Source organism: uncultured Brachybacterium sp., assembly GCF_947500705.1.
Classification (GTDB): Bacteria; Actinomycetota; Actinomycetes; order Actinomycetales; family Dermabacteraceae; genus Brachybacterium.
Window position 1 is genome coordinate 237,392 of record NZ_CANMSY010000001.1, and the last position, 25,889, is coordinate 263,280.

14 protein-coding genes are annotated in these 25,889 nt (G+C 67.5%); 1 reads left to right on the forward strand and 13 read right to left on the reverse strand.

Annotated elements, in window-relative coordinates:
• Positions 1-200 precede the first annotated feature (200 nt).
• Positions 201-1,151 carry a general stress protein gene (locus Q0937_RS01155; protein ID WP_299298833.1) on the forward strand — a complete coding sequence of 317 codons (951 nt, stop codon included), beginning with the start codon at positions 201-203 and terminating at the stop codon, positions 1,149-1,151.
• Positions 1,152-1,428: 277 nt separating this feature from the next.
• Here Q0937_RS01155 and tuf read toward each other — a convergent pair whose 3' ends face one another.
• From tuf to nusG, 13 genes are all read right to left on the reverse strand, one after another.
• Positions 1,429-2,616: an elongation factor Tu gene (gene tuf, locus Q0937_RS01160; protein WP_299298836.1), complete on the reverse strand. Its 1,188-nt coding sequence runs from the start codon at positions 2,614-2,616 to the stop codon at positions 1,429-1,431.
• Between the two features lie 131 nt (positions 2,617-2,747).
• Positions 2,748-4,895, reverse strand: a complete 2,148-nt coding sequence (fusA, locus tag Q0937_RS01165; RefSeq protein ID WP_299298839.1) for an elongation factor G — start codon at positions 4,893-4,895, stop codon at positions 2,748-2,750.
• A 90-nt stretch (positions 4,896-4,985) separates the two neighbouring features.
• Positions 4,986-5,456, reverse strand: coding sequence for a 30S ribosomal protein S7 (gene rpsG / locus Q0937_RS01170; RefSeq protein ID WP_299298842.1), 471 nt, complete (start codon positions 5,454-5,456; stop codon positions 4,986-4,988).
• Positions 5,456-5,830, reverse strand: a complete 375-nt coding sequence (gene rpsL / locus Q0937_RS01175; RefSeq protein WP_299298845.1) for a 30S ribosomal protein S12 — start codon at positions 5,828-5,830, stop codon at positions 5,456-5,458. Before rpsL ends, rpsG begins: the two co-directional genes overlap by 1 nt.
• Before the next feature lie 703 nt (positions 5,831-6,533).
• A complete protein-coding gene (locus Q0937_RS01180) occupies positions 6,534-7,832 on the reverse strand; it encodes a resuscitation-promoting factor (RefSeq protein ID WP_299298848.1) in 1,299 nt (432 codons plus the stop codon).
• Between the two features lie 475 nt (positions 7,833-8,307).
• Positions 8,308-12,192, reverse strand: a complete 3,885-nt coding sequence (locus Q0937_RS01185) for a DNA-directed RNA polymerase subunit beta' (protein WP_299298851.1) — start codon at positions 12,190-12,192, stop codon at positions 8,308-8,310.
• 114 nt (positions 12,193-12,306) lie between these two features.
• Positions 12,307-15,795: a DNA-directed RNA polymerase subunit beta gene (rpoB, locus tag Q0937_RS01190; protein WP_299298854.1), complete on the reverse strand. Its 3,489-nt coding sequence runs from the start codon at positions 15,793-15,795 to the stop codon at positions 12,307-12,309.
• Between the two features lie 588 nt (positions 15,796-16,383).
• Complete coding sequence (locus Q0937_RS01195; protein WP_299298857.1) at positions 16,384-21,630, reverse strand: S8 family serine peptidase; 5,247 nt, start codon at positions 21,628-21,630, stop codon at positions 16,384-16,386.
• A 306-nt stretch (positions 21,631-21,936) separates the two neighbouring features.
• Positions 21,937-22,323: a 50S ribosomal protein L7/L12 gene (gene rplL, locus Q0937_RS01200; protein ID WP_299298860.1), complete on the reverse strand. Its 387-nt coding sequence runs from the start codon at positions 22,321-22,323 to the stop codon at positions 21,937-21,939.
• A 142-nt stretch (positions 22,324-22,465) separates the two neighbouring features.
• Positions 22,466-22,981 (reverse strand): 50S ribosomal protein L10, encoded by a 516-nt coding sequence (gene rplJ, locus Q0937_RS01205; protein WP_299298863.1) that lies wholly within the window; start codon positions 22,979-22,981, stop codon positions 22,466-22,468.
• Between the two features lie 642 nt (positions 22,982-23,623).
• Entirely contained in the window at positions 23,624-24,343 is a 720-nt protein-coding gene (gene rplA / locus Q0937_RS01210) for a 50S ribosomal protein L1 (RefSeq protein ID WP_299298866.1), read from the reverse strand.
• Between the two features lie 5 nt (positions 24,344-24,348).
• Complete coding sequence (gene rplK / locus Q0937_RS01215; RefSeq protein WP_299298869.1) at positions 24,349-24,780, reverse strand: 50S ribosomal protein L11; 432 nt, start codon at positions 24,778-24,780, stop codon at positions 24,349-24,351.
• Positions 24,781-24,962: 182 nt separating this feature from the next.
• Positions 24,963-25,889 (reverse strand): transcription termination/antitermination protein NusG, encoded by a 927-nt coding sequence (gene nusG / locus Q0937_RS01220; RefSeq protein WP_299298872.1) that lies wholly within the window; start codon positions 25,887-25,889, stop codon positions 24,963-24,965.

Sequence of the window (25,889 nt, forward strand, 5' to 3'; positions counted from 1 at the left end):
GCCACGCGGCGTGCACTCCCGACGGGTGGTAGGCGTCAGACTACGTCCTCAGGAGCGAGTTCTCGGACATCTGATGTCTTCTTCATGTCACGTTTCCATATACCTGCTCCGGATCTTTCTCGCGGTGTCCTCACGCCGCGTCCTGGAAGCTTCCGGGCGTCATCCAGCAGACGTGCGGAGGGCTGGATTACGGTGTCCCCATGAGCCAGCCCCTGCAGTCCCGACAGTCCGCCTCTCCGCTGACGGCGCGCCTCTACGATCTCGAGTACCCACGCTCCCTCGGGGTGTACAACACCTATCAAGAGGTGCAGTCCGTCGTGGACACCCTGGCCGACAATCAGTTCCCGGTCCAGAGCACGCTGATCGTGGGCACGGATCTGAAGCTGATGGAGCGCGTCACCGGCCGGAAGACCTGGCCCCGGGTGATCGGGCAGGGAGTGCTGTCGGGCTTGTGGATGGGCCTGTTCCTGGGGCTGCTCCTGATGCTGCTGAACCCGGGCAACCTCATGATCGTGCTGACCAGCGTCCTGATGGGCATGGTGTTCTTCACCGTCTGGTCCGTGATCGGCTATGCGACGACTGGCGGCAAGCGAGACTTCACCTCGATGACCTCGACCATCCCGATGCAGTACGAGCTGCTGGTCGAGCACAAGCATGCCGCGCAGGCCCGCCAGATCCTGGCTGACTCCGGAGCGGGCCCCGTTCCCACCGATGCCTCCCTCTCGGTGATGGCTCCGACGCACGGGCATTCTCCGCTCCCCCACACGGGCGCCCCCTCGAGCGGTGGCCAGCAGTTCGGAGCGCGCGCTCCGCAGCCCGGTGCCCACGCTCCGCAGCCCGGTGCGCACGTGCCTGGAGCCCCCGCTCGGCCCAGCTACGGACAGCCTGCCTCGGGGGCATCGCCCGCCCAGGGAGAAGCTCGCAGCCCCCGCCCAAGCTTCGGGAAGCCGGCCGGCACGCCCCTGCACGAGCAGTCGTCCACGCCGCCGACCCCGCACTCCGCCCCCGCCTCCGGCAGCTTCGGAGCGACGGCCCCGACCCCCGGTCCGGGCGAAGGACAGCAGTCCCCTGCGTCCGGCGGTCCTCAGGGCAGTGCGGAGCAGACCGCCCGCCCGCAGGAGAGCGACCGGGACGGTGACGCTCCGCGCTGACCGGGTCCGGCTCGAGGAAGGCCCCCGCACCCGCATGAAGTCCATGCATGGTGCGGGGGCCTTCCTCTGCCCGGGGCTGCCCGGGCAGGCCCCTCCGCCCGGCGGCGCCGCAGCCATCCCGCGGCGTGCACCTCACGGCACCTCCGGCCACCGCCGGCTCGCGGGGGCTGCACGGACACGACGAAGGACCCCGCACCGGTCACCCCGGTGCGGGGTCCTCGTCGCTCAGCTCACGCGGAGCGAATGCCTCACGGCTGCGGGGTCTCCCCCGCGGCGATCACTTGGTGATCTTGGTGACGCGGCCGGAGCCCACGGTGCGGCCACCCTCACGGATGGCGAAGCCGAGGCCCTCCTCCATGGCGATCGGCTGGATCAGCTCGACCGTCATCTCGGTGTTGTCGCCGGGCATGACCATCTCGGTGCCCTCGGGCAGCGTGATGACGCCGGTGACGTCGGTGGTGCGGAAGTAGAACTGCGGGCGGTAGTTCGAGTAGAACGGGTTGTGACGCCCGCCCTCGTCCTTGGACAGGATGTAGACCTGCGCCTCGAAGTTCGTGTGGGGGGTGATGGTGCCGGGCTTGGCGACGACCTGGCCGCGCTCGACGTCCTCACGCTTGGTGCCACGCAGCAGCAGACCGCAGTTCTCGCCGGCCCATGCTTCGTCCATCTGCTTGTGGAACATCTCGATACCCGTGACGATCGTCTTCTGCGGGTCACGGATGCCGAGGATCTCGACCTCGGAGTTGATCGAGAGCTTGCCGCGGTCGACCTTGCCGGTGACGACGGTGCCACGACCCTGGATCGTGAAGACGTCCTCGATCGGCATCAGGAAGGCCTGGTCGAGATCGCGGACGGGGTCCGGGATGGACTCATCCACGGCCTCCATGAGCTCTTCGATCTTCTTGACCCACTTCTCGTCACCCTCGAGGGCCTTGAGAGCGGAGACCTGGATGACCGGCGCGTCCTCATCGAAGCCCTGAGCGCCCAGCATCTCGCGGACCTCCATCTCGACGAGCTCGAGGATCTCCTCGTCGTCGACCATGTCGGACTTGTTGAGAGCGGCGAGCAGGTAGGGAACGCCGACCTGCTTGGCGAGCAGGACGTGCTCACGGGTCTGAGCCATCGGGCCGTCGGTGGCGGCGACCACGAGGATCGCACCGTCCATCTGAGCGGCGCCGGTGATCATGTTCTTCACGTAGTCGGCGTGCCCGGGGGCGTCGACGTGCGCGTAGTGACGCTTGTCGGTCTCGTACTCGATGTGCGAGACGTTGATCGTGATGCCGCGCTGCTTCTCCTCGGGCGCGTTGTCGATCGTGTCGAAGTCACGCTTCTGGTTGACCTCGGGGAACTTGTCGTACAGAACCTTCGAGATCGCAGCACTCAGCGTGGTCTTGCCGTGGTCGACGTGACCGATGGTGCCGATGTTGACGTGCGGCTTGGTCCGCTCGAACTTGGCCTTCGCCATGATGGTGTCCTCCTAGGACTTCTAATCGTGGTACTTCTGGATCGGGATCGGATCCCGCCTCGGCGAGGCGGAGCTCCGAAGGAAGCGGTGGGGGAAGCAGGAGAAGGAGCCTACCTGCTTCCCCCGACTCCTCACTCGCCCCGGGTCTTTGCGATGATCTCGTCCGCGATGCTGGACGGGACCTCCGAGTAGCTGTCGAACTGCATGGTGTACATCGCACGACCCTGGGTCTTGGACCGCAGGTCGCCGACATAGCCGAACATCTCCGACAGCGGGACGAGAGCACGGACGATCTTGACCCCGCTCGCGTCCTCCATCGACTGGATCTGACCTCGCCGGGAGTTCAGATCGCCGATGACATCTCCCATGTACTCCTCAGGAGTACGGACCTCGACGTCCATGAGGGGCTCGAGGAGGACCGGCTGCGCCTTGCGCAGGGCCTCCTTGGCCGCCATGGAACCGGCGATCTTGAACGCCATCTCCGAGGAGTCGACGTCGTGGTATGCGCCGTCGAGCAGGGAGGCCTTGACGTTCACGACCGGGTAGCCGGCCAGGATGCCGGAGCCCAGGGCGCTCTGGATGCCCGCGTCCACGCTCGGGATGTACTCGCGCGGGATGCGGCCGCCGGTGACCTTGTTCTCGAACTCGTAGAACACGCCGTCCTCGGCATCGGTCAGCGGCGCGAAGGTCACCTGGATCTTCGCGAACTGGCCGGAGCCGCCGGTCTGCTTCTTGTGGGTGAAGTCGTACTTCTCCACCGTCCGCTTGATCGTCTCGCGGTAGGCCACCTGCGGCTTGCCGATGTTGGCCTCGACGTTGAACTCGCGACGCATACGGTCCACGAGGATGTCGAGGTGCAGCTCGCCCATGCCCTTGATGACGGTCTGGCCGGTCTCCTCGTCCTGCTCCACCTGGAAGGTCGGATCCTCCTTGGCGAGCTTCTGGATGGCCACACCCAGCTTCTCCTGGTCGCTCTTGGTCTTCGGCTCGATGGCGACCGAGATGACCGGCTCCGGGAAGCTCATGGACTCCAGCTGGACCGGGTTCGCCGGATCAGCGAGCGTGTCGCCCGTCGTGGTGTCCTTGAGGCCGATGAAGGCGTAGATGTGGCCCGCGAAGGCCTCCTCCACCGGGTTCTCCTTGTTGGAGTGCATCTGGAAGAGCTTGCCGACGCGCTCCTTCTTGCCGGTCGTGGTGTTCAGGATCTGATCGCCCTGCTTCACCTGACCGGAGTAGACGCGCACATAGGTCAGCGAACCGAAGAACGGATGCGCAGCGACCTTGAAGGCGAGCGCCGAGAAGGGCTCGTTCCAGTCGGGCTTGCGGATGATCTCGGTCTCCTCGTCGCCCGGCTTGTGACCCACCATCGGGGGCACGTCGAGCGGAGAGGGCAGGTAGTCCACCACACCGTTGAGCATGAGCTGGACGCCCTTGTTCTTGAAGGCGGTGCCGCAGAAGACCGGGTAGGCCTCGGAGTTGACGGTCATGGCACGGATGCCGGCCTTGAGCTCGTCGATCGTGAGGTCGGTGTCCTCGAGGTACTTCTCCATGAGCTCCTCGGAGCTCTCGGCGACGTCCTCGACCAGCTTGGCGCGGTACTCGTCGACCGTGTCCTGGAGCTCCGCGGGGATCGGGATCTCGCGCTGCCACTGGCCGAGCGAGGGATCACCCTTCTTCGAGTTGATCGCCGGCATGTCCTCTTCGAGGGTCTCGGGCCAGTCGTAGGCCTTCATCTCGACGAGGTCGACGATGCCGGTGAACTCGTGCTCCGAACCGATCGGGATCTGCATGACCAGCGGCTTCGCTCCGAGGCGGTCCACGATGGTCTTGATGGTGAAGAAGAAGTCGGCGCCGAGCTTGTCCATCTTGTTGACGAAGCAGATGCGGGGCACGTCGTACTTGTCGGCCTGGCGCCAGACGGTCTCCGACTGGGGCTCCACGCCCTCCTTGCCGTCGAACACTGCGACAGCGCCGTCCAGCACGCGCAGCGAACGCTCCACCTCGACGGTGAAGTCGACGTGGCCGGGGGTGTCGATGATGTTGATCTGGCTGTCGTGCCAGTAGCAGGTCGTCGCGGCCGACGTGATCGTGATGCCGCGCTCCTTCTCCTGCTCCATCCAGTCCATCGTGCCGGCGCCGTCGTGGGTCTCGCCCATCTTGTAGTTCACGCCGGTGTAGAAGAGGATGCGCTCGGTCGTGGTGGTCTTGCCAGCATCGATGTGAGCCATGATGCCGATATTGCGGACCTTGTTCAGGTCGCTGAGCACGTCAAGTGCCACGGGCTGTGCCTTTCTGGAGAACGGATGCTGGTGGAGCTGCCGAAGGACAGTCGGTGGGGTCCGCCCCTAGAGGCGGACCCCACCGCAGGATCACCAGCGGTAGTGAGCGAAGGCGCGGTTGGACTCGGCCATCTTGTGGGTGTCCTCGCGGCGCTTGACAGCTGCACCGAGGCCGTTGGAGGCGTCGAGGATCTCGTTCATCAGACGCTCGGTCATGGTGTTCTCACGACGGGCGCGGGAGTAGCTGACCAGCCAGCGCAGCGCCAGCGTGGTGGAGCGGCCGGGCTTGACCTCGATCGGCACCTGGTAGGTCGCGCCGCCGACTCGGCGGGAGCGGACCTCGAGGGAAGGCCGGATGTTGTCCAGAGCCTTCTTCAGGGTGACGACCGGATCCTGGCCGTTCTTCTCACGAGCGCCCTCGAGGGCGCCGTAGACGATGCCCTCGGCGACGGTCTTCTTGCCGTCCAGGAGGATCTTGTTGATGAGCTGCGTGACGATCGGCGACCCGAAGACGGGGTCGACGGCCAGCGGGCGCTTGGGAGCGGGGCCCTTACGAGGCATTACTTCTTCTCCTTCTTGGCGCCGTAGAGGGAGCGCGCCTGCTGGCGGCCCTTGACGGACTGGGTGTCCAGCGCGCCGCGAACGATCTTGTAGCGCACACCGGGGAGGTCCTTCACACGACCGCCGCGGACGAGCACGATCGAGTGCTCCTGGAGGTTGTGGCCCTCGCCGGGGATGTAGGCGCTGACCTCGATGCCGGTCGACAGCCGCACACGCGCGATCTTGCGCAGCGCGGAGTTCGGCTTCTTGGGGGTCTGGGTGTAGACGCGGGTGCAGACACCGCGGCGCTGGGGCGAACCCTGGAGCGCGGGCGTCTTGGAGGAGGACGAACGAGCGTCCCGCCCCTTGCGCACCAACTGCTGAATCGTGGGCACAGTTTCTCTTCCTTGTCAGCCCTCGGAGCTGTTGGCACCGAAGGATCAACATCTTCGACCGCTTGCACGGTCGGCGACCCGATGTCCGCCGCCCCCATGGCCCGGGAGGCTTCGCGGATCGGCCCGCCCGACAGGTGATGGCACCCGCCGGACGTCCAGGAGGACCGTGATCGGTGCCCACGGGCAGGAGGCCGGGCATGGCCACCCTTCCCACATTCGGGCACACCGCAAGGATCCGCTCCTCGCGGGGGACGTCCCCCGCGACCCCGAAAGGCCAGCGGGTCAGTCCCGGGTCACGACCAGAGGGCACTCCGGACGCATACGCAGTCTACTGAGATGCGCGGGATGCGGTCAAAGCTTCTCGGAGGTTCCGACGCAGATCACATGACGCCACATGACCGCCGGCTCGCGCCGCAGCGGGGCGATCGGTTGTCGCGAGCGTCTCCGCAGGTCAGCCACGTGGGCACCGGACTGCACAACCTGGAGGGCACCACGCATCCTGGAGGGCACCGCGCAGCCTGGGGGACGGAGCGCAGTCTGGAGGTCGGAGTGCAGCCTGGGGGACGGAGTGCAGTCTGGAGGACGGAGCGCCCGCGCAGGACGGGACCCCGAGCCAGGAGCTCGGGGTCCCGTGGAGGATCACGTCCTCAGCAGGTCGCTCGCGGGAGATCCTCCCGCCGGGCGCCCACTGCGTGGACCTCGCTCAGCGGATGCCGAGCTGGGAGGTGCAGGAGGGCCAGGCTCCCCAGCCCTGCGAGGCCTGGGTCTTCTTGGCGATGTCGATCTGCTGCGCGCGGGACGCGAGGTTGGCCTGGGGGGCGTACTTGCCTCCGCCGTAGGCCAGCCAGGTCGACTTCGAGAACTGCAGGCCGCCGTGGTAGCCGTTGCCGGTGTTGATGGACCAGTTGCCACCGGACTCGCACTGGGCGAGGCGATCCCACACGGAGCCCGACGGAGCAGTCGGCGCCGAGGCACCGGTGCTGCCGGAGGACTCGGAGGAGCTGCGCTCAGAGCTGCGAGTGGACTTGCTGTCGCTGCTGCGCTTCTCGCTGGAGGGCTTCTCGCTGGAGGGCTTCTCGCTGGAGGGCTTCTCGCTGGAGGGCTTCTCGCTGGAGGGCTTCTCGGAGGCCGCGGGCGCCTCCTGAACGGGCTCCGGCTTCGGGGCGGGCTTGGTGCCCTTGGCGACGACCTCGGTGACCGGCTCGGTGACGACGGTCTCGGACACCAGCTCCGACTCGGTGACCTCGCCGTCGACGGTCTTCTCCGCGAAGACCTTCTCGGTGGAGCCCGCCTTGCCCTCGGTGGTGGTCTTGGTCTTGCCCTCGAGCAGGGAGTCATCCTCGACGGTCTTCGTCTCGAACGGGATCTCCACCGTCTCGGTGCGCTCACCCTCGCGGACGCGCTGCACCGTGTGGGTCGCGCCGTCCTCGAGCAGGGTGTCGCGGGGGACGTCGGCGGTGTCGGTGTCCTCGATGTCGCCGAGCACCTTCTCCATCGCCTCGCCGACGGTCAGGGCGGTGACGTCGAAGGTGTCCTGGCCCTTCTGGCCGACGAAGGTGACGGTCTTGCTGGTGATGACCTCGACCTCGCCGTTCGCGGCATCGAGCGAGGAGGTGGGCGCGGGGGTGATCCGTGCGCCCTCAGCCGCGAACTCGGTCTCCTCGAGAGCATCGGCCACGGTGTCCCCGGTGGTGAGCAGCTCCTGGGCGGCCCCGTCGATGGTGACGGTGACCGGGGTGCGCTGGATGACCTGGATGGCCATGCCGTCGGTGACGGCTTCCTCGAGGCCCGGCATCACCAGGTCGGTGTCCTTGACCTCGATGCCCTGGGCAGAGAGCAGATCCCCGACGGTGGGCTGCGAGAAGGTGCGCACCGAGGAGTTCTCGCCGTACACGCTGAGCTGTGCCTCGTTCGACATCGCGAAGGCGGTGCCTCCGCCGCCGATCGCGACGACGCAGACGGTCGCGGCTCCGATGATCCACGGGGTCTTCTTCACTGTCACACCTGTTTTCCTCGCCGCTGGCGGCGTTCGTGTTCCTTGAGCTCCGGGCCCCGAGGGCGGGGCCTGCAGCTCCGGCACGAGCGCACCATCCGACGGAGGCGCGAGGGAAGGTCGCACGGGAACTGCCAGACGCCATCGTTTCCTTTTTGCCGTGACGACGAAAGGGGAACGGCGAGACCTTGGGCAAGGGCCCGAGAGTTCTTTACCCTCCCGTGAACTTCCAGGTACGACAGGTCACTCCCCAGGGCGTTCCCGGCCCCTGCGCAGCGACCTGGAGCACATCGCTCCGGGCACATCTGCCCTGCGCGTCGGCGCAGCTGCCCCACCGCTGCCCTCCACGGCGGCGTCCGCGCCACGGGAACTAGGCTCCCTGCACGACGCCGCGGGGCGGCCCCACAGATGTGGGACCGCCCCGCGGCGGATGGCGGCTCGGCTCCCCCGCCATGACAGCGGTGGACCGGACGCGTTCAGAGACTCAGCGGAAGTCCGTGCGGAACGGATCGGCGTAGTCGATGTCGTCGAGGTTGACGGCACCGGTCTGGCCGAAGCCGGAGAAGTCCAGCTCGTCATAGCCGGGCACCTGGTACATCTGTGCCTTGGCCTCGTCGGTGGGCTCGACCGCGATGTGGCGGAACCGCGACAGGCCGGTGCCGGCCGGGATGAGCTTACCGATGATGACGTTCTCCTTGAGCCCCATGAGCTTGTCGCTCTTGCGGTTCAGGGCAGCCTCGGTCAGCACTCGGGTGGTCTCCTGGAAGGAGGCCGCCGAGAGCCACGACTCGGTCGCGAGCGAGGCCTTCGTGATGCCCATCAGCTCCGGACGACCCGAGGCCGGCTGACCGCCCTCGGAGAGGACCCGACGGTTCTCCCGCTCGAAGTTGACCCGCTCGGCGAAGTCACCGGGCAGCAGACCGGTGTCACCGGACTCGATGACCGTCACGCGACGGAGCATCTGACGCACGATGACCTCGATGTGCTTGGCATGGATGTCCACGCCCTGGCTGATGTAGACCTTCTGCACCTCGTCGACCAGGTGCTGCTGGACAGCGCGCGGGCCGAGGATCCGCAGAACCTGCTTCGGGTCCACCGAGCCCAGCGTGAGCTTCTGGCCGACCTCGATGTGGTCGCCGTCGGAGATCAGCAGGGACACGCGCTTGGAGACGGTGTAGGACACCGGCTCCGAACCGTCGTCCGGAGTGACCGTGATCCGTCGCTGCTTGTCGTTCTCCTCGACCTCGACCCGGCCCGAGAATTCGGAGATCGGCGCGAAGCCGGCCGGGGTACGGGCCTCGAAGAGCTCCTGCACACGCGGCAGACCGTGCGTGATGTCGCCCTCGGCGCTGGCCACACCACCGGAGTGGAAGGTACGCATGGTCAGCTGGGTGCCGGGCTCGCCGATCGACTGGGCCGCGACGATGCCGACGGCCTCGCCGATGTCGACCAGCTGGCCGGTCGCGAGCGACTTGCCGTAGCACTGGACACACGTGCCCACGGCGGAGTCACAGGTCAGCACGGAGCGGATCTTGACCTCGCGCACACCCGCCTCGACGAGCTGCTCGATGCGCACATCGCCGAGCTCGGTGCCGGCCGGAGCCGCCTCGGTGCCGTCGCCGCCGATGGCCGCGGTGGCCAGGACGCGTCCGTAGACGGTGGATTCCGCGTGCTCGTGGGGACGGAGCGCGCCGCCCTCCTCGACCGCGATCGGAAGCACCAGGCCCTTGGTCGTCCCGCAGTTGTCCTCACGGATGATGACGTCCTGCGAGACGTCGACCAGACGACGGGTCAGGTAGCCCGACTGCGCGGTCTTCAGCGCGGTGTCCGCCAGGCCCTTGCGGGAGCCGTGCGAGGCGATGAAGTACTCCAGGACCGAGAGCCCCTCCTTGTAGTTGGAGAGGATCGGGCGCGGGATGATCTCGCCCTTCGGGTTGGTCACCAGACCGCGCATACCGGCGATCTGACGGACCTGCATCCAGTTGCCTCGGGCACCCGAGTGGACCATCCGGAAGATCGCGTTGGTCGAGTCGAAGTTCTCACGCATCGCCTGGTCGACCTCATTGGTCGCCTCGGTCCAGATGTCGATCAGCTCGGCATTGCGCTCGACCTCGGAGACCAGACCGAGGTCACGGTTCTCCTGGACCTGCGCGGCCTTGGCCTCGTACTTCGCGATGATCTCCGGCTTGCTGGGCGGGGTGACCACGTCGGACAGTGCGAAGGACGCGCCCGAGCGGGTCGACCAGGTGAAGCCGTAGGACTTCAGCGCATCCAGCGATGCAGCGACCTGACCCTTGTCGTAGCGCTCGGCCAGAGCGTTGACGATGCCGCCCAGACGCTTCTTCCCGACCTGGCCCTCGACGAAGGGGAAGCCCTCGGGCAGCGTCTCGTTGAAGTGGACGGCGCCCAGGGTGGTGGTGAGGACGATCGGGTCGCCCTCGGTCCAGCCCTCGGGGGCCTCCCAATCGCTCGGCGGCACGATGTCCGTGAAGCGGATGTCGACGGACGCGTTGAGATCCAGCTCGCCGCGGTCGTAGGCCATGATCGCCTCGGCCTCGGAGGCGAAGCGACGACCGATGCCGGGGACGTCCTCGCGCACCGTGGTGAGGTGGTACAGACCGATGATCATGTCCTGTGCGGGCATGGTCACGGGGCGGCCGTCGGACGGCTTGAGGATGTTGTTGCTGGACAGCATCAGGATGCGGGCCTCGGCCTGGGCCTCTGCGGACAGCGGCAGGTGCACGGCCATCTGGTCACCGTCGAAGTCCGCGTTGAACGCAGCGCAGACCAGCGGGTGGAGGTGGATGGCCTTGCCCTCGACCAGCTGCGGCTCGAACGCCTGGATGCCCAGACGGTGCAGGGTGGGCGCGCGGTTCAGCAGCACGGGGTGCTCGGTGATGACCTCTTCGAGGACATCCCACACCTCGGGGCGTGCCCGCTCGACCATCCGCTTGGCGGCCTTGACGTTCTGGGCGTGGCTGAGCTCGACCAGGCGCTTCATCACGAAGGGCTTGAAGAGCTCGAGCGCCATGCCCTTGGGCAGGCCGCACTGGTGCAGATGCAGCTGGGGGCCGTTCACGATGACGGAGCGGGCGGAGTAGTCCACGCGCTTGCCGAGCAGGTTCTGACGGAATCGACCCTGCTTGCCCTTGAGCATGTCCGAGAGCGACTTCAGCGGGCGGTTGCCCGGTCCGGTGACCGGACGGCCGCGACGGCCGTTGTCGAACAGCGAGTCGACCGACTCCTGCAGCATCCGCTTCTCGTTGTTCACGATGATCTCGGGGGCACCGAGATCCAGCAGCCGCTTGAGGCGGTTGTTGCGGTTGATCACGCGACGGTACAGGTCGTTGAGATCGGAGGTCGCGAAGCGGCCGCCGTCCAGCTGCACCATCGGACGCAGATCCGGCGGGATCACCGGGACGGCATCCAGCACCATGCCCACGGGCGAATTGGTGGTGGTGAGGAAGGCGGAGACGACCTTGAGACGCTTGAGCGCGCGGGCCTTCTTCTGCCCCTTGCCGGTGGCGATGATCTCGCGCAGCAGCACCGACTCGGCTTCGAGGTCGAAGTCGGCCAGACGACGCTGGATCGCCTCGGCGCCCATGCCGCCCTCGAAGTAGGTGCCGTAGCGCAGCTTCATCGCACGGTAGAGCTGCTCGTCACCCTCGAGGTCAGCGACCTTGAGGGTCTTGAAGCGCTCCCAGATGCGGGTGATGCGGTCGATCTCCGCGTCGTACTTCTTGCGGATCTGGGCCTGCTCACGCTCACCGGAGTCGCGGACCTTGCGCTTCGCGTCGGCCTTGGCACCCTCCTCCTCGAGCTGGGCGAGGTCCTTCTCCGCCGAGAGCGCACGGTTGTTGATCGCGGAATCGCGCTCGTTCTCGAGCTCCTTGACCTCGAGATCGAAGCGGGCCTGGAGATCCGGCATGTCGTCGTGACGTGCCTGATCATCCACTGCCGTGATCATGTAGGCGGCGAAGTAGATGATCTTCTCGAGATCCTTCGGCGCGAGGTCCAGCAGGTAGCCCAGGCGGCTGGGCACGCCCTTGAAGTACCAGATGTGGGTGACGGGAGCGGCGAGCTCCACGTGCCCCATGCGCTCACGGCGCACGGAGGACTTGGTGACCTCCACGCCGCAGCGCTCGCAGATGATGCCCTTGAAGCGGACGCGCTTGTACTTGCCGCAGTAGCACTCCCAGTCCCTGGTGGGGCCGAAGATGCGCTCGCAGAAGAGGCCGTCCATCTCTGGCTTCAGGGTGCGGTAGTTGATGGTCTCCGGCTTCTTGACCTCGCCGTGGGACCAGCCGCGGATGTCTTCGGGCGTCGCAAGACCGATGCGCAGCTCGTCGAAGGTATTGACGTCGATCACAGGTGTCCTTCTCTCGATCGGAAGAGTGGTGTCTGAGGGAACGGGGTCGAGGGCGGGGCTCAGGGGGCGGGAGCGGCATCACGCCGCTCCCCCACGGGCCTGAGCCCGCGTCCCTCAGACCTCTTCGATGGAGCCGACGCCCTCGTGGGGCCGGCGGGACAGGTCGATGCCGAGCTCCTCCGCGGCGCGGAAGACCTCCTCGTCGCTCTCCTTGACGTCCTGTGCGGTGCCATCGCTGGACAGCACCTCGACGTTCAGGCAGAGGGACTGCATCTCCTTGAGGAGCACGCGGAAGGATTCCGGGATGCCGGGCTCGGGGATGTTCTCGCCCTTGACGATCGCCTCGTAGACCTTGACGCGGCCGGCGATGTCATCGGACTTGATGGTCAGCAGCTCCTGCAGGGCGTAGGCGGCGCCATAGGCCTCCAGGGCCCAGACCTCCATCTCGCCGAAGCGCTGGCCGCCGAACTGGGCCTTACCGCCCAGCGGCTGCTGCGTGATCATCGAGTACGGACCCGTGGAGCGCGCGTGCAGCTTGTCGTCCACCAGGTGATGGAGCTTGAGCATGTACATGTAGCCCACGGAGACCGGCTCCGGGAACGGCTCGCCGGAGCGGCCGTCGAACAGACGCGCCTTGCCGTTCTCCTTGACCATCCGCTCGCCGTCCCGGTTGGGACGGTGGTTGGCGATCAGGCCCGTGACCTCGTCGGCGGTGAGGCCGTCGAAGACGGGGACCGCGACCGGAGTGCCGGGCTCACCATGCAGAGCCGCCTCGGGCAGATCCGCGGCGGTGGCGTCGGACGGATCCAGATCCCAGCCCGCCTTGGCGACCCAGCCGAGGTGGGTCTCCATGACCTGACCGATGTTCATTCGGCCGGGCACGCCCATCGGGTTCAGGATGATGTCGACCGGGGTGCCGTCCTCCAGGAAGGGCATGTCCTCGACCGGCAGGATCTTCGCGATGACGCCCTTGTTGCCGTGACGGCCGGCGAGCTTGTCACCATCGGTGATCTTGCGCTTCTGGGCCACGTACACGCGGACCATCTCGTTGACGCCGGTGGGGAGGATGTCCCCGTCCTCGTCGTCGTTGAAGACCTGCACACCGATGATGGTGCCGGACTCACCGTGGGGGACGCGCAGGGAGGTGTCGCGCACCTCGCGGGCCTTCTCGCCGAAGATGGCGCGCAGCAGGCGCTCCTCCGGGGTCAGCTCGGTCTCGCCCTTGGGGGTGACCTTGCCGACCAGGATGTCTCCCGGCTCGACCTCGGCACCGATGCGGATGATGCCGCGCTCGTCGAGATCGGCCAGCACGTCGTCGCCGACGTTCGGGATGTCCCGGGTGATCTCTTCCTTGCCCAGCTTGGTGTCGCGGGCGTCGACCTCGTGCTCCTCGATGTGGATCGAGGTGAGGACGTCGTCCTGGACCATCCGCGAGGACAGGATGATGCCGTCCTCGTAGTTGTGCCCCTCCCAGGACATGAAGGCGACCAGGAGGTTCTTGCCGATCGCGAGCTCGCCCTGATCGGTCGAGGGACCGTCGGCCAGGATGGAGCCCGCCTCGACGCGGTCACCCTCGTCGAAGAGCACCCGCTGGTTGTAGGAGTTGCCGGCGTTGGAGCGCTGGAACTTCCCGATCGGGTAGGTCTGGCGGGTGCCGTCGTCTGCCATCACCACGACCAGGTCTGCGGAGAGCTCCTCGATGACACCGCCCTTCAGGGCAGTGATCACATCGCCGGCGTCGACCGCGGCGCGACGCTCCATGCCGGTGCCGACCAGCGGCATCTCGGAACGGAGCAGCGGCACGGCCTGGCGCTGCATGTTCGAGCCCATGAGCGCGCGGTTGGCGTCATCGTGCTCGAGGAAGGGGATCATCGCCGTGGCGACGGAGACCATCTGCCGGGCGGAGACGTCCATGTAGCCGACATCCGCCACGGCGACCAGGTCGGGCTCGCCGCCGGGAAGACGCACCAGGACCTCTTCCTCCAGGAAGCGGCCCTTCTCATCGATCTTGGCGTTGGCCTGCGCGATGATGTGGCGATCCTCGTCATCCGCGGTGAGGTAGACGACCTCGTCGGTGACGTGGCCCTCGACGACCTTGCGGTACGGGGTCTCGATGAAGCCGAAGGGGTTGATGCGGGCGAAGGTCGCCAGCGAGCCGATCAGACCGATGTTCGGGCCCTCAGGGGTCTCGATCGGGCACATGCGGCCGTAGTGCGACGGGTGGACGTCACGGACCTCCATGCCGGCGCGGTCGCGGGAGAGACCGCCCGGGCCCAGTGCCGAGAGACGACGCTTGTGCGTCAGACCCGACAGCGGGTTGTTCTGGTCCATGAACTGCGAGAGCTGGGAGGTTCCGAAGAACTCCTTGATCGCGGCGGTGACCGGACGGATGTTGATCAGGGTCAGGGGCGTGATCGCCTCGACGTCCTGCGTGGTCATGCGCTCGCGGACGACGCGCTCCATGCGGGACAGACCGGTGCGGACCTGGTTCTGGATCAGCTCGCCCACCGCGCGGATGCGACGGTTGCCGAAGTGGTCGATGTCGTCGGTCTCGACCCGGACCGGCTTGTCGTCGGTGCTGGTGTACTCGCTGACCCCGTCGTGCAGAGCCACGATGTACTTGATGGTCGAGACGATGTCCTGCAGTCGCAGGGTCGACTCGGAGAGGCTGCCGTTGAGGCCGAGCTTCTTGTCGATCTTGTAGCGGCCGACCTTCGCGAGGTCGTAGCGCTTGTTGTTGAAGTAGAGGTTGTTCAGCATCGCCTCGCCCGCATCGCGTGTGGGCGGCTCGCCCGGACGCTGCTTGCGGTAGATGTCGATGAGCGCCTCGTCCTGGGAGGCGATGCGGTCCTTCTCCAGCGTCGAGCGCATGGACTCGAACTCGCCGAACTCCTCGAGGATGTCCGAGTGCGACAGACCCAGGGCCTGGAGCAGGGTCGTGACGGACTGCTTGCGCTTGCGGTCGATGCGGACACCGACCTGATCGCGCTTGTCGATCTCGAACTCGAGCCAGGCGCCGCGCGAGGGGATCATCTTCGCGGAGAAGATGTGCTTGTCGCTGGTCTTGTCGATGGACTCCTCGAAGTACACACCCGGGGAGCGGACCAGCTGCGAGACGACGACACGCTCGGTGCCGTTGATGATGAAGGTGCCCTTGGGGGTCATGAGCGGGAATTCGCCCATGAAGACCGTCTGGGTCTTGATCTCACCGGTCTCGTTGTTCATGAACTCCGCGATGACGTACAGCGGAGCCCCGTAGGTGAGATCCTTGTCCTTGCATTCGTCGACCGTGTACTTCGGGTCGTCGAAGGTGTGGTCGCGGAAGGACAGCGACATATTGCCGGCGAAGTCCTCGATCGGAGAGATCTCCTCGAGGATGTCCGCGAGACCTGAGGTCTGCGGGACGTCCTCCCGACCTTCAGAAGCGGCTTCCTGGGCACGCTCCTGCCAGCGGTCGTTGCCGAGCAACCAGTCGAACGAGGTGGTCTGCAGACTCAGCAGATCCGGTACCTCGATCGGGTCGCCCAGCTTCGCGAAGGTGACGCGAGGTGAGGCGGTACGAAGTGCGATGTCAGTGGTGCGATCGGTGCTCGAGGCAGCCAAGGGGGGTCCTTCCACAGGCCGATGACGGAATCCCAGGCGCGGCGAACACCCGTCTGGCGGTGGAGCAGACAATGTGGTGAACAGAGCGGCAGAACCGACGGGCGACGCGCAGCGCAAGGACCGAGCATACAGAAATTCGCGGATGGACACAAGTGCCGCAACGCGACCGGTCCATCCACGTCGGCCGCTATATGCCTGGCGCAGAGGTTCTGTCGGTGCTTCCTGCCCGTCTGTCTCGACCGGCCCGGCGGTGTCGACACACCGGGCACGCGCAGCAGGAACAGCTCCGTACGGGAAAAAGCATGAACGGTAATCTCCCCAGAGTCAAGCAGGCAGGGCCCCGCCCGGAGTGTCGGGGCACGTCAGGGCACCTTTGGACACTTTCATCGCTCCGTGCCGACGGCGCGGACCCGGCGCCGCTCCGCACCGCGAGGTCAGCCGGGCACCGCGCGCGGGCCCGGCCCCGCACAGCATGCGGGGCCGCATCTCCCCCAGGAGATACGGCCCCGCATGATCTGCCTCACCGTCCCTGTCCTGCACCGGGATTCAGGGCCGGAGCTCAGGGCCGGAGCTCCGAGCACACCGTGCTCAGCTTCGGCGCCTCAGCGCGATCAGCGCCCCGCCGGCCAGCAGGAGCGCCGCCGCAGCCCCGAGCGGTGCGAGGGCGTCGGTGCCGGTGCGGGCGAGCGGATCGCCCGAGCCCTTGCCGGAACCCTCTGCCGGGCCGGGGCCCTGTCCCCCACCGCTGCCGGCTCCGCCTCCGGAGCCGTCCTCACCGCCGCCGTCACCGCCGTCACCGCCACCGGGTGCCACGGCCGGCAGGATCAGATAGGAGGCCTGCGAGGGTCCCGAGAAGGTCAGCCTCCCGTCAGCCCAGGTGGAGGTCACCGGCAGGCGAGTTCCGTCCGCCAGCAGCCGGATGACGCGCTCGCCCTCCGCACCGGGCACGGCGATGACGGATTCCAGGGAGCCATAGGCGTTGGCGAGCGTCACCACTCGGCCGGTGCCTTCCTCGGCGGCGTCGCTGGTGGCGGTCAGCGAGTCATCGCTGCGGAATGTCGCCGTCGCGCTCACGTCGCCCGCGGTGAGGGTCACCTGCTGCAGGGCCACCGTCACGGTGATCTCGAGCTCGATCGCCTCGCCGTCGGTGCTGAGGACCGGGTCGCCGGCCGCGTCGACCACGAGGACTCGCACCGGCTGTTCACCGTCGAGCAGCACCGTTCCCGGAGCGAGGCGCAGGGAGTATCCCGCCGCCGCCGCGGCCTCGGCGTCACCGTCGAGCGTCACCCGGAAGCTCGCGAGCGCCGCCCGGGCCAGCGCGGCCTGATCGCCCAGCTCCTCGCGGTGGATGCTCAGCTCCACGGTCTCGGGACCGCTGATCCCCAGTTCGGCCTCGGCGGCGACGACCTCGAAGACCCGCTCCTCGGTGCTCGTGTTGCCGGCGAGGTCGGTGGCGAGCACCGTGAGGGTGTGCGTCCCCTCCTCGAGCTCGGCAGTGGGCACCTGGGCGTCCAGCTCGGCCTGCGCGGCACGGGTGCTGGCGCCGAAGGTCGTGACCTCGCCCTGCAGCTCGCGCAGATCGAACAGCGCGTCCTCGAGCGTGTGCTCCTCGGTGGCCAGGTCGGTGGAGGCGTCATGGACCACCTCGCCGTCCAGCAGCACCTGCATCCCGGCCAGGTTCTCGTCCTCTGCGGAGACCTCGATCTCGCGGGCATCATCGATGACCTCGCCGTCGGCCAGGTTCGCCACGGCGATCCGAGGGACGTCCTGGTCGAGGATGACGGGGATCAGGCCCAGCAGCACATTGCCGTTGGAGTCCATGAACTCGACCAGCAGCGTGTCGCCGTCGGCCACGGAGATCTCGGTGGAGAAGTCGCGGAGGTTGGACTGCTCCCCCGGGCTCCCGATGTCGAACCGTTCGATGACGGTCGAATCGTTCAGCCGCAGCCCGTAGCCCCAGCCGTCATCGGAGGCGGTGCCGGCCACGGTCACCTGCTCGGTGTTCGCGTAGAGGGTGCCGCCCACCAGCAGGGGTTCGTCGATCTGCAGGGTGGGCGCCGTGACATCGAAGTAGAGACGCACCCCGCGGTCATAGCGGAGCGTGCCCTCCGCGTCCTCGACGACCATGCGGAAGTGGTTCTCTCCGGTGGCGACGGGGAGCTCGATGGCGAAGCCGCCGTCCTCCGCGATCTGGGCCGCGATCGGCTCCGGGTCGGTGTGCTGTCCGTCCTCGCCCACTCGGCTGCCCGGGGTCAGGGAGATCGTGCCCCCTGCCGGGAAGTCACCGCGCAGGGTGAAGACGCTGCCGTCGGCGTTCACGTCCGGTGTGTCCGCGGGGACGAAGCAGGCCGCCTGCTCGAGCACGCAGTCGGCGTTGGTGATCTCGGGCATCGCCCAGGTCGCCTCGGGAGCCCGCCCGGAGATCGTGACCGACTGCGAGCTGGTGTTCACGCCGTCCGAGGCGGAGAGGGTGAACACTGCCGCGCTCGCGCCCGGAGTCACCGTGATCTCGAAGCTGCCATCCTCGGCGACCGGAGCCGTGGCCTCACCCGAGGCGACGCTGAGCTCGGCACCCTCGCGCTCATCGACGACCGTGCCGGACACCGTGAGGGTGCCGTCCTCACCGATCACCGCGTGGCCCTGCGCGTCGGCCTCCATCGCGGTGATGGTGAGCTCGGGAGCGAGCGAGTCATAGGTGACCGGGACGCTCTGCTCCTGCAGCACGGACCCGTCGGCGCCGAGGCCTTCGACGAGGAACTCCTGCGCACCCTCGACCAGCGGGAGGGAGTGACGGAAGCGCCCCTCGGGGGCTTCCACCGTCTGGTCGCCGACGCGCACTGCGACGATGTCGGAGGAGACATAGCCGCTCAGCAGCAGCGACCCGTCCTGCACCAGCAGCGACTGCGGGCCGAGAACGCCCTGCTCGAGCTGCGAGGCGTTCGCGATCAGCATCGTCGAGGACTCGAAGACCTTCGTCCCGACGCCGAGGTTGAAGCCCGCATCGAGCACCGAGACGGTGACGAAGGGGACCTCCTGCGGGTCGATCTCGATCGAGTAGCTGCCATCAGGCGCCTCGGTCACCGGGATGTCCTCGCCGGCGGCGCCGGTCACGGTGGGCGGGGCGAGGATGCCGGAGCCGTCCTCGAGGACCGAGAAGGTGAGCAGTCCGGCCTCATAGGGACCGAACTCCACCTCGGGCGCGGTGGCGTCGATCCCGAAGGAGAAGTCGGTGCTCTGCCACTCCTGCTCCGCACCGAGCCGGGCCTGGACCCGATAGGTGTACTGCCCGTCCGGCAGCGCGGCGTAGTCCACCGCCTGCGGGTCATAGAGCGTGCCGTCGAAGGCGGCACCGGTCCACTGGAGCTCGCGGGGATCGGCGACCAGTCCCCAGTCGCCGAGCAGGTTGCGATAGACCGCCTGCTCCTGGCCGAGTACCTTCACCTGCGTTCCCGAGGCGTCCAGCACGGTGTAGCGGATGTCCGAAGCGTTGCGCATCGTCACCAGGTTCGGAGCGATGGTGTCCATATCGCCGTCGCCGTTGGGCGAGAGCCAGAACTCGCCGATGGCGCTGACCAGCGGGAGGGTGGAGCCGCCCCAGGTCGTGATCAGCTCGCTCTGCACGCCGACGCCCTCGAGCTGCTCACCCACAGGGAGCACGATCGGCTCGGCATTCCAGTCGCCGGCGAAGCCGAGGAAGGGCACGGAGAGGTCAGACTGGGCCGCGTCGGTCGAGGTGAATCGCACCCAGCCGCCGGTGAAGTGATCTGCACCGCTCTCGGGGGTGACGGTGACCTGGACGGATGCGGTGCCCTCGGCAGGGACGGTCACCGAGTCCGGCGTCGTCACGGAGCCGGCGGAGCTGCGCACCTCGGTGGTGCCGCCGACGCCATTGGTCTCAGCCAGCAGGATGGTGCTCGGGAGGGTGAACTCCGCGGCGGCGTCGCCGCTGTTGGTGAGCGTCACGGAGAAGGTGGCGGGTCCGGTGATCTCGCGCAGCGCGGCGGCGCCCTCACCGTCGACGGTGGCGATGACCTGGGAGTCCAGCGCCCGATCGATCTGGGCCAGGCCTGCACCGACCTGACGCGGAGAGGCCGACGGGACGTCCGAGCCCTCCTCGACAGGGATCATCGCCGTGTTCATCAGCATGATCTTCGCGAGATCCACCCGTGCGGCTCCGGTCACGTCGGGACGGGTCTGCTCGAGATGCTGGAGCACCAGCGCAGTCATCCCGGCGACGTTCGGGGAAGCCATCGAGGTGCCGGAGTTCATGCCGTAGGTGCCGTCGTTGAACGTGGAGTACACGTTGCCGCCGATACCGGCGATCTCGGGCTCGAAGTCGAGCGTCGGGGTCGAACCCCATGAGGTGAAGCTCGAGGGGTCCAGGGAACTCGCGCTCGCACGCACATCGACCTCGTCGGTGATGCGCAGCGTGGTCTCCCCGGCCGCGATGGCAGTCCTCAGCTCGAGGCCGACAGAGTTGCTGACGGTGATGCCGGGCAGGGTGAAGCTCTCCACCCCGGCCATTGCGAAGGCTGCGTCCTCCGTGTTGAAGACGACCACGCCTCCGGCGTTGGCCGTGATCGCGTTCTCGTACTTCTCGGCGAAGGAGATCTCACCGCGGGAGATGAGCGCGTAGGCGCCGTCCAGATCCAAGCCGTCGATGTCCGCCGCGGTGGCGAGGCCCAGGTCGACCAGACGGTGCGACTGGTCGTCGAGGGTTCCGGTGGCGGGCGAGTAGGGAACGCCTTCGGTCTCATCGTTCACGTAGGCCATCAGCTGGGTGAGGACCGAGTTGTCGATGGAGGCGACGGTCAGCGCGGAACCCAGGGTGCCCGGCGCGCCGACAGTGCCGTCGTCATGGAGCCCGTAGAGATCGTCGGCGACCCCGCCGGGCGAGAAGTTCTGGCCGTCGTTGCCGGCGGCGATCACCGAGACGACTCCCGCGTCACGGGCGGATTCGATCGCGAGGGAGCTGGCGTCGGAGGCATTCTTCTGCCCGTTGGAGGACCCGAGCGACAGGTTGATCACGACGGCGCCCTGCTTCACCGAGTCCTCGATCGCGGCGACGATGTCGGAGTCGGTGGCGCCGCCGCCGGAGTTCGAGAACACCTTCATCGCGAGCAGCTGCGCATTGGGGGCCGCGCCGTCCAGCTCCCCGGTCCGCTCGAAATCTTCGGGGTGGTCGCCCTCTGAGCCGTTGGCCGCGGCGATGCCGCCGACGTGCTGGCCGTGCGCATCGACCACGCCGTCCTTGATCACGAAGTTCTCGTCGGCATAGTTGTAGCCGTCGGGGATCTTGCAGGTGAATCCGGCCTCGGCAGCCGGATTGATCTCCGAGATCGCGGCGGCGCCGCAGTCGTCGAGCTCCATGGCGGGGTGGCTCGGATCCAGACCGGAGTCGATGATCGAGATGACCATTCCGGTGCCGTCCACTCCGTGGCTGTCGAACGCTGCGGGCACGCCCTGCAGGTCGCGCGCGGTGTGCTCGGTGCGCTCGTACACCCGCTCCCGACGGACCGAGAGCACCTCCGGCTCGAGCGAGAGGGCGGCGAGCCGGTCCCCCGGCACGGAGGCGGAGAACCCGTTGACCAGGTAACCGAACTGCCGGTCGACGACGAGCCCGTGCCGCTGGGACCAGGTGTCGATCAGGGACTGCTGGGCCTGCAGCCGTGAGCTCTCCTGTGACATCGAGAGCGTCGAGGCCTTGCCCTTCAGGAGCACCACGACGTCCACCGGATCGGAGGTGACATCGTCCGGGAGGCTGGGAATCCCCTCGACCGGGCTGGGTGCGGCCGGTGGCGTCGGCGCCTCCGGGGTCGCGACCGCGGTGCTCATGCCGAGACCGAGGGTCCCGATCAGCAGTGCGCCGGACAGAGCGGCGAGACGACGAAGCGGCCGTAATGGCACAGGGACTCCCGGAGTGATTCACGACATAGGCGTGCTCAGCCTATGGAGCATCCGGTGAACATTCCGCTGCTCGTTCACATCCGAAGGTCACGAAACGGTGACGGCGCGCTGATGCTCCCCCGGTGCGGCAGCGTCCCCGGGCGTGCAGAAGGGCCGCCCCGCATCGCGGGACGGCCCTTCGGAAGCAGTACGACTGCCGTCAGATCGTGCGTACGCCGGAGCGCACGCCACGGATCACTTGACGGAAGCGGACGCGCCGGCCTCTTCGAGCTTGGCCTTGGCGGCGTCGGCGTCTTCCTTCTTGACACCCTCGAGGACAGCCTTGGGGGCCTCGTCGACGAGCGCCTTGGCCTCCTTCAGACCGAGGGAGGTGAGGGCGCGCACCTCCTTGATGACGGCGATCTTCGCGGAGCCGGCCGACTCGAGGATGACGTCGAACTCGGTCTGCTCCTCCTCGGCAGCGGCCTCGCCACCGGCGGCGCCACCGGCAGCGGCGACGGCCACGGGGGCAGCAGCGGTGACGTCGAAGACGTCCTCGAAGGTCTTCACGAACTCAGAGAGCTCGATGAGGGACATTTCCTTGAAAGCTTCGATGAGCTCGTCGTTGCTGAGCTTTGCCATGGTGGCATTCCTTCCTATGGGCGGGACCTGCGTCCCTGCGGTATCGGTGGCGCACACGCGCCTGGTCTAGCAGTCCGGTCACCCATGAGGGCTTCCGGGGACAGCGCTGAGGCTGTGAGGGCGAGGCCGGAGCCTCGGATCCTCAGGCTTCTTGCTTGGCCCGCAGCGCGTCCACGGTGCGTGCTGCCTTCGACAGCGGCGCCGCAAACGTGGCGGCGGCCTTGGACATCGACGCCTTCATGGCGCCGGCTGCCTTGGCCAGCAGGACCTCGCGGGACTCGAGGTCCGCGAGCTTCTGGACGTCTTCCTGCGAGAGCACATTGCCCTCGAAGAAGCCGGACTTGATCACGAGCTGATCGTGGGTCTTGGCGAAGTCACGCAGGGCCTTCGCGGGCCCCACCGGCTCACCCTTGATGAACGCGATAGCGGTGGGACCGCTGAGCGTGCCATCGAAGGCGTTGATGCCGGCCTCGCGGGCGGCGATCTCCGTGAGCGTGTTCTTCACCACGGCGTAAGTGGTCTCGGAACCCAGGGAGCGGCGAAGCTCCTTGAGATCCCCCACGCTGAGCCCGCGATACTCGGTGATGACAGCGGCGTCGGACTCGCGGAAGAGCTCCGCGATCTCCGAGACGGCATCAACCTTTTCGGGGTTAGCCATGGCCCTCCTTCCAGAGGTCTCTCGCCACCGGGTGAAGAAGTCCTGGACACAGGAAAGGCCTCGACACGCAAGTGTCGAGGCCTCGAACGCTGTGGGCACCCGTGCCACGAAGGGCTCCAGCCGGGGCTGGATGGGCGCAACTGTGCGAAAGTCGCTTCTTCACCTGCGCAGGCCATCCCTGTCGGGATCTCTTCGGTCGTCCTCGGGGTCGAGCACGACAACCGGCGGTCTTCGGTAGAACCAGACTAGACCAGACCGGTGCGCCACGCCATGGCGAGGACCGCGTTCTGCATCACATCGTCGGCCGGTCCGCTCCCCTAGCCGGTCCGCTCGCCCGCTCGCCCGGTCAGTCCGCTCGTCCGCCCGGTCCGCTCGTCCGCTCCGCCACCGCGCCCGGCCCGAATCGTCGAGAACACCGCCTTCCCCCGGGAACGGCAGTGAGCGGTGGTTTCGAGCGGCGCGTCGCCCTGGAACTCACGACAGGTGCCGGTCGCGCACTGCTGCTGCGCGGACGGCACTGCTGCGGGGACAGTGACGAGCAGGGCGTCGTCACCCTCCATCGTCCCGCGCCCGACGACGACGCCCCGCCCACCGAGAGGTGGGCGGGGCGTCGAGATGCACCGTCGAGGTGACCGGAGAGGATCAGGCCTCGTCGGTGTCCTCGAGGAGGTTGCGGGTGCGGTTCACGTCGACCGGGATGCCCGGGCCCATGGTGGTGGACACGGTGATCTTGGTGATGTAGCGGCCCTTGGAGGCGGACGGCTTCAGACGCAGGATCTCGTCCAGCGCCGCGACGTAGTTCTCCACCAGCTGCTGGTCGGAGAAGGAGACCTTGCCGACCAGGTAGTGCAGGTTCGCCGCACGGTCGGTGCGGAACTCGATCTTGCCGCCCTTGATGTCGGACACGGCCTTGGTCACGTCCATGGTGACAGTGCCGGTCTTGGGGTTCGGCATGAGGCCACGGGGGCCGAGCACGCGGCCCAGCTTGCCGACCTTGCCCATCAGGTTCGGCGTGGCCACAGCCGCGTCGAAGTCGGTCCAGCCGCCGGCGACCTTCTCGATCAGCTCGTCGTCGCCGACCTCGTCGGCGCCGGCCTCGCGGGCGGCGTCGGCCTGCGCACCGGTCGCGAAGACGATGACGCGGGCGGTCTTGCCGGTGCCGTTGGGCAGGTTGACGGTGCCGCGCACCATCTGGTCCGCCTTGCGGGGATCGACACCCAGGCGCACCGCGACCTCGACGGAGGCATCGAACTTGGCCGGAGAGGACTTCTGGGCCAGACGCAGCGCGTCCAGCGGGGAGTAGGCGCGACCCTCTTCGATCAGCGCCGCACCGTTCTTGTAAGCCTTGCTACGGAATCCCATTATCGTCAGCCCTCCACCGTGATGCCCATGGAACGAGCGGTGCCGGCGACGATCTTCGCAGCGGCCTCGATGTCGTTCGCGTTCAGATCAGGCATCTTGGTCTCCGCGATCTCGCGGACCTGTGCCTGGGTGACCTTGCCCACCTTGTCGGTGTGCGGCGTCGCGGAACCCTTCGAAAGGCCAGCGGCCTTCTTGATGAGCTCGGCAGCCGGCGGGGTCTTCGTGATGAAGGTGAACGAGCGATCCTCGTAGACCGTGATCTCGACCGGAACGATGTTGCCACGCATGTCTGCGGTGCGATCGTTGTAGGCCTTCACGAACTCCATCATGTTCACGCCGGCAGCGCCGAGCGCGGGACCCACGGGCGGCGCAGGGGTGGCCGCGCCGGCCTGGATCTGGAGCTTGATGACGCTCGCGATCTTCTTCTTGGGAGCCATTGCTCTTCCTTACTGTGGTGTGGTCCGGGCGGAGCTCATCATGCGCTCCTCCCACGGCTGGACCCGCGCCCGCATGACGCGGGAAAGGGTCCGAGGTGCGACGTTACCTGCACGTCGCGGCGGCGTCGACCGGTATCGGGAGTGATCCTGGTCGTACTGACGCGGCTGCTGCCGCGTGCCGCTCAGATCTTGGTGACCTGGTCGAAGCCGAGCTCGACCGGGGTCTCGCGGCCGAAGATGGTCACCAGGACCTGGAGCTTCTGGGCCTCGGTGTGGATCTCGGAGATCGTGGCCGGCATGGTCTCGAAGGGACCGTCCATGACCGTCACGGACTCTCCGACATGGAAGTCGGGCATCTTCTGCGCGGCGGAGGCCTTGGCCGGAGTGCCGCCCGAGGAGCGCTTCTTCTCCGGCAGCCCGACGGAGGGCGCCAGCAGCGAATAGATCTCGTCGAAGCTCAGCGGGGTCGGATCGGTCGCGTTGCCCACGAAACCGGTCACGCCGGGGGTGTCGCGCACCACGCGCCAGGACTCGGTGGTCAGATCCATGCGCACCAGCACATAGCCGGGCACGCGCACGCGACGGACGATCTTCTTCTGGCCGTTCTTGACCTCGGTCGCGTCCTCCATCGGGACCTGGACCTCGAAGATGAAGTCCTCCATGTCCTGGGTCTCGGTACGCGTGGCCAGCTGGGTCTTCACGCGGTTCTCGTGACCGGAGTAGGAGTGGACGACATACCACTCGCCGAAGGAGGAGCGCAGGTGCATCTTGAGCTGCACCAGCGGGTCCTCCTCCTCGGGCTCCTCGGCAGACTCCGCAAGCTCGTCGGGTCCGGCCTGCTCGTCCTCCGACTGCTCGGCGGGCTCCGCAACACCCTCGGTCGGCTCGTCCGGCACGGAGGGACCGTCAGCCTCCTGCGCCTCGTCGGCAGGCTGCTCGTCGGCAGGCTGCTCGTCGGCGGACTCCTCAGCGAGCTGCTCGTCGGCATCCTCCTGGGGCGCTGCGGTCTGCGGCTGCGAGGAGGCGGAGAAGGAGAGGGAGTCGTCGACGCCCTGGTAGGACTCGTCGGGGGTCGAGGACTCTTCGGGGGTAGAGGTCTGGTCGCTCAT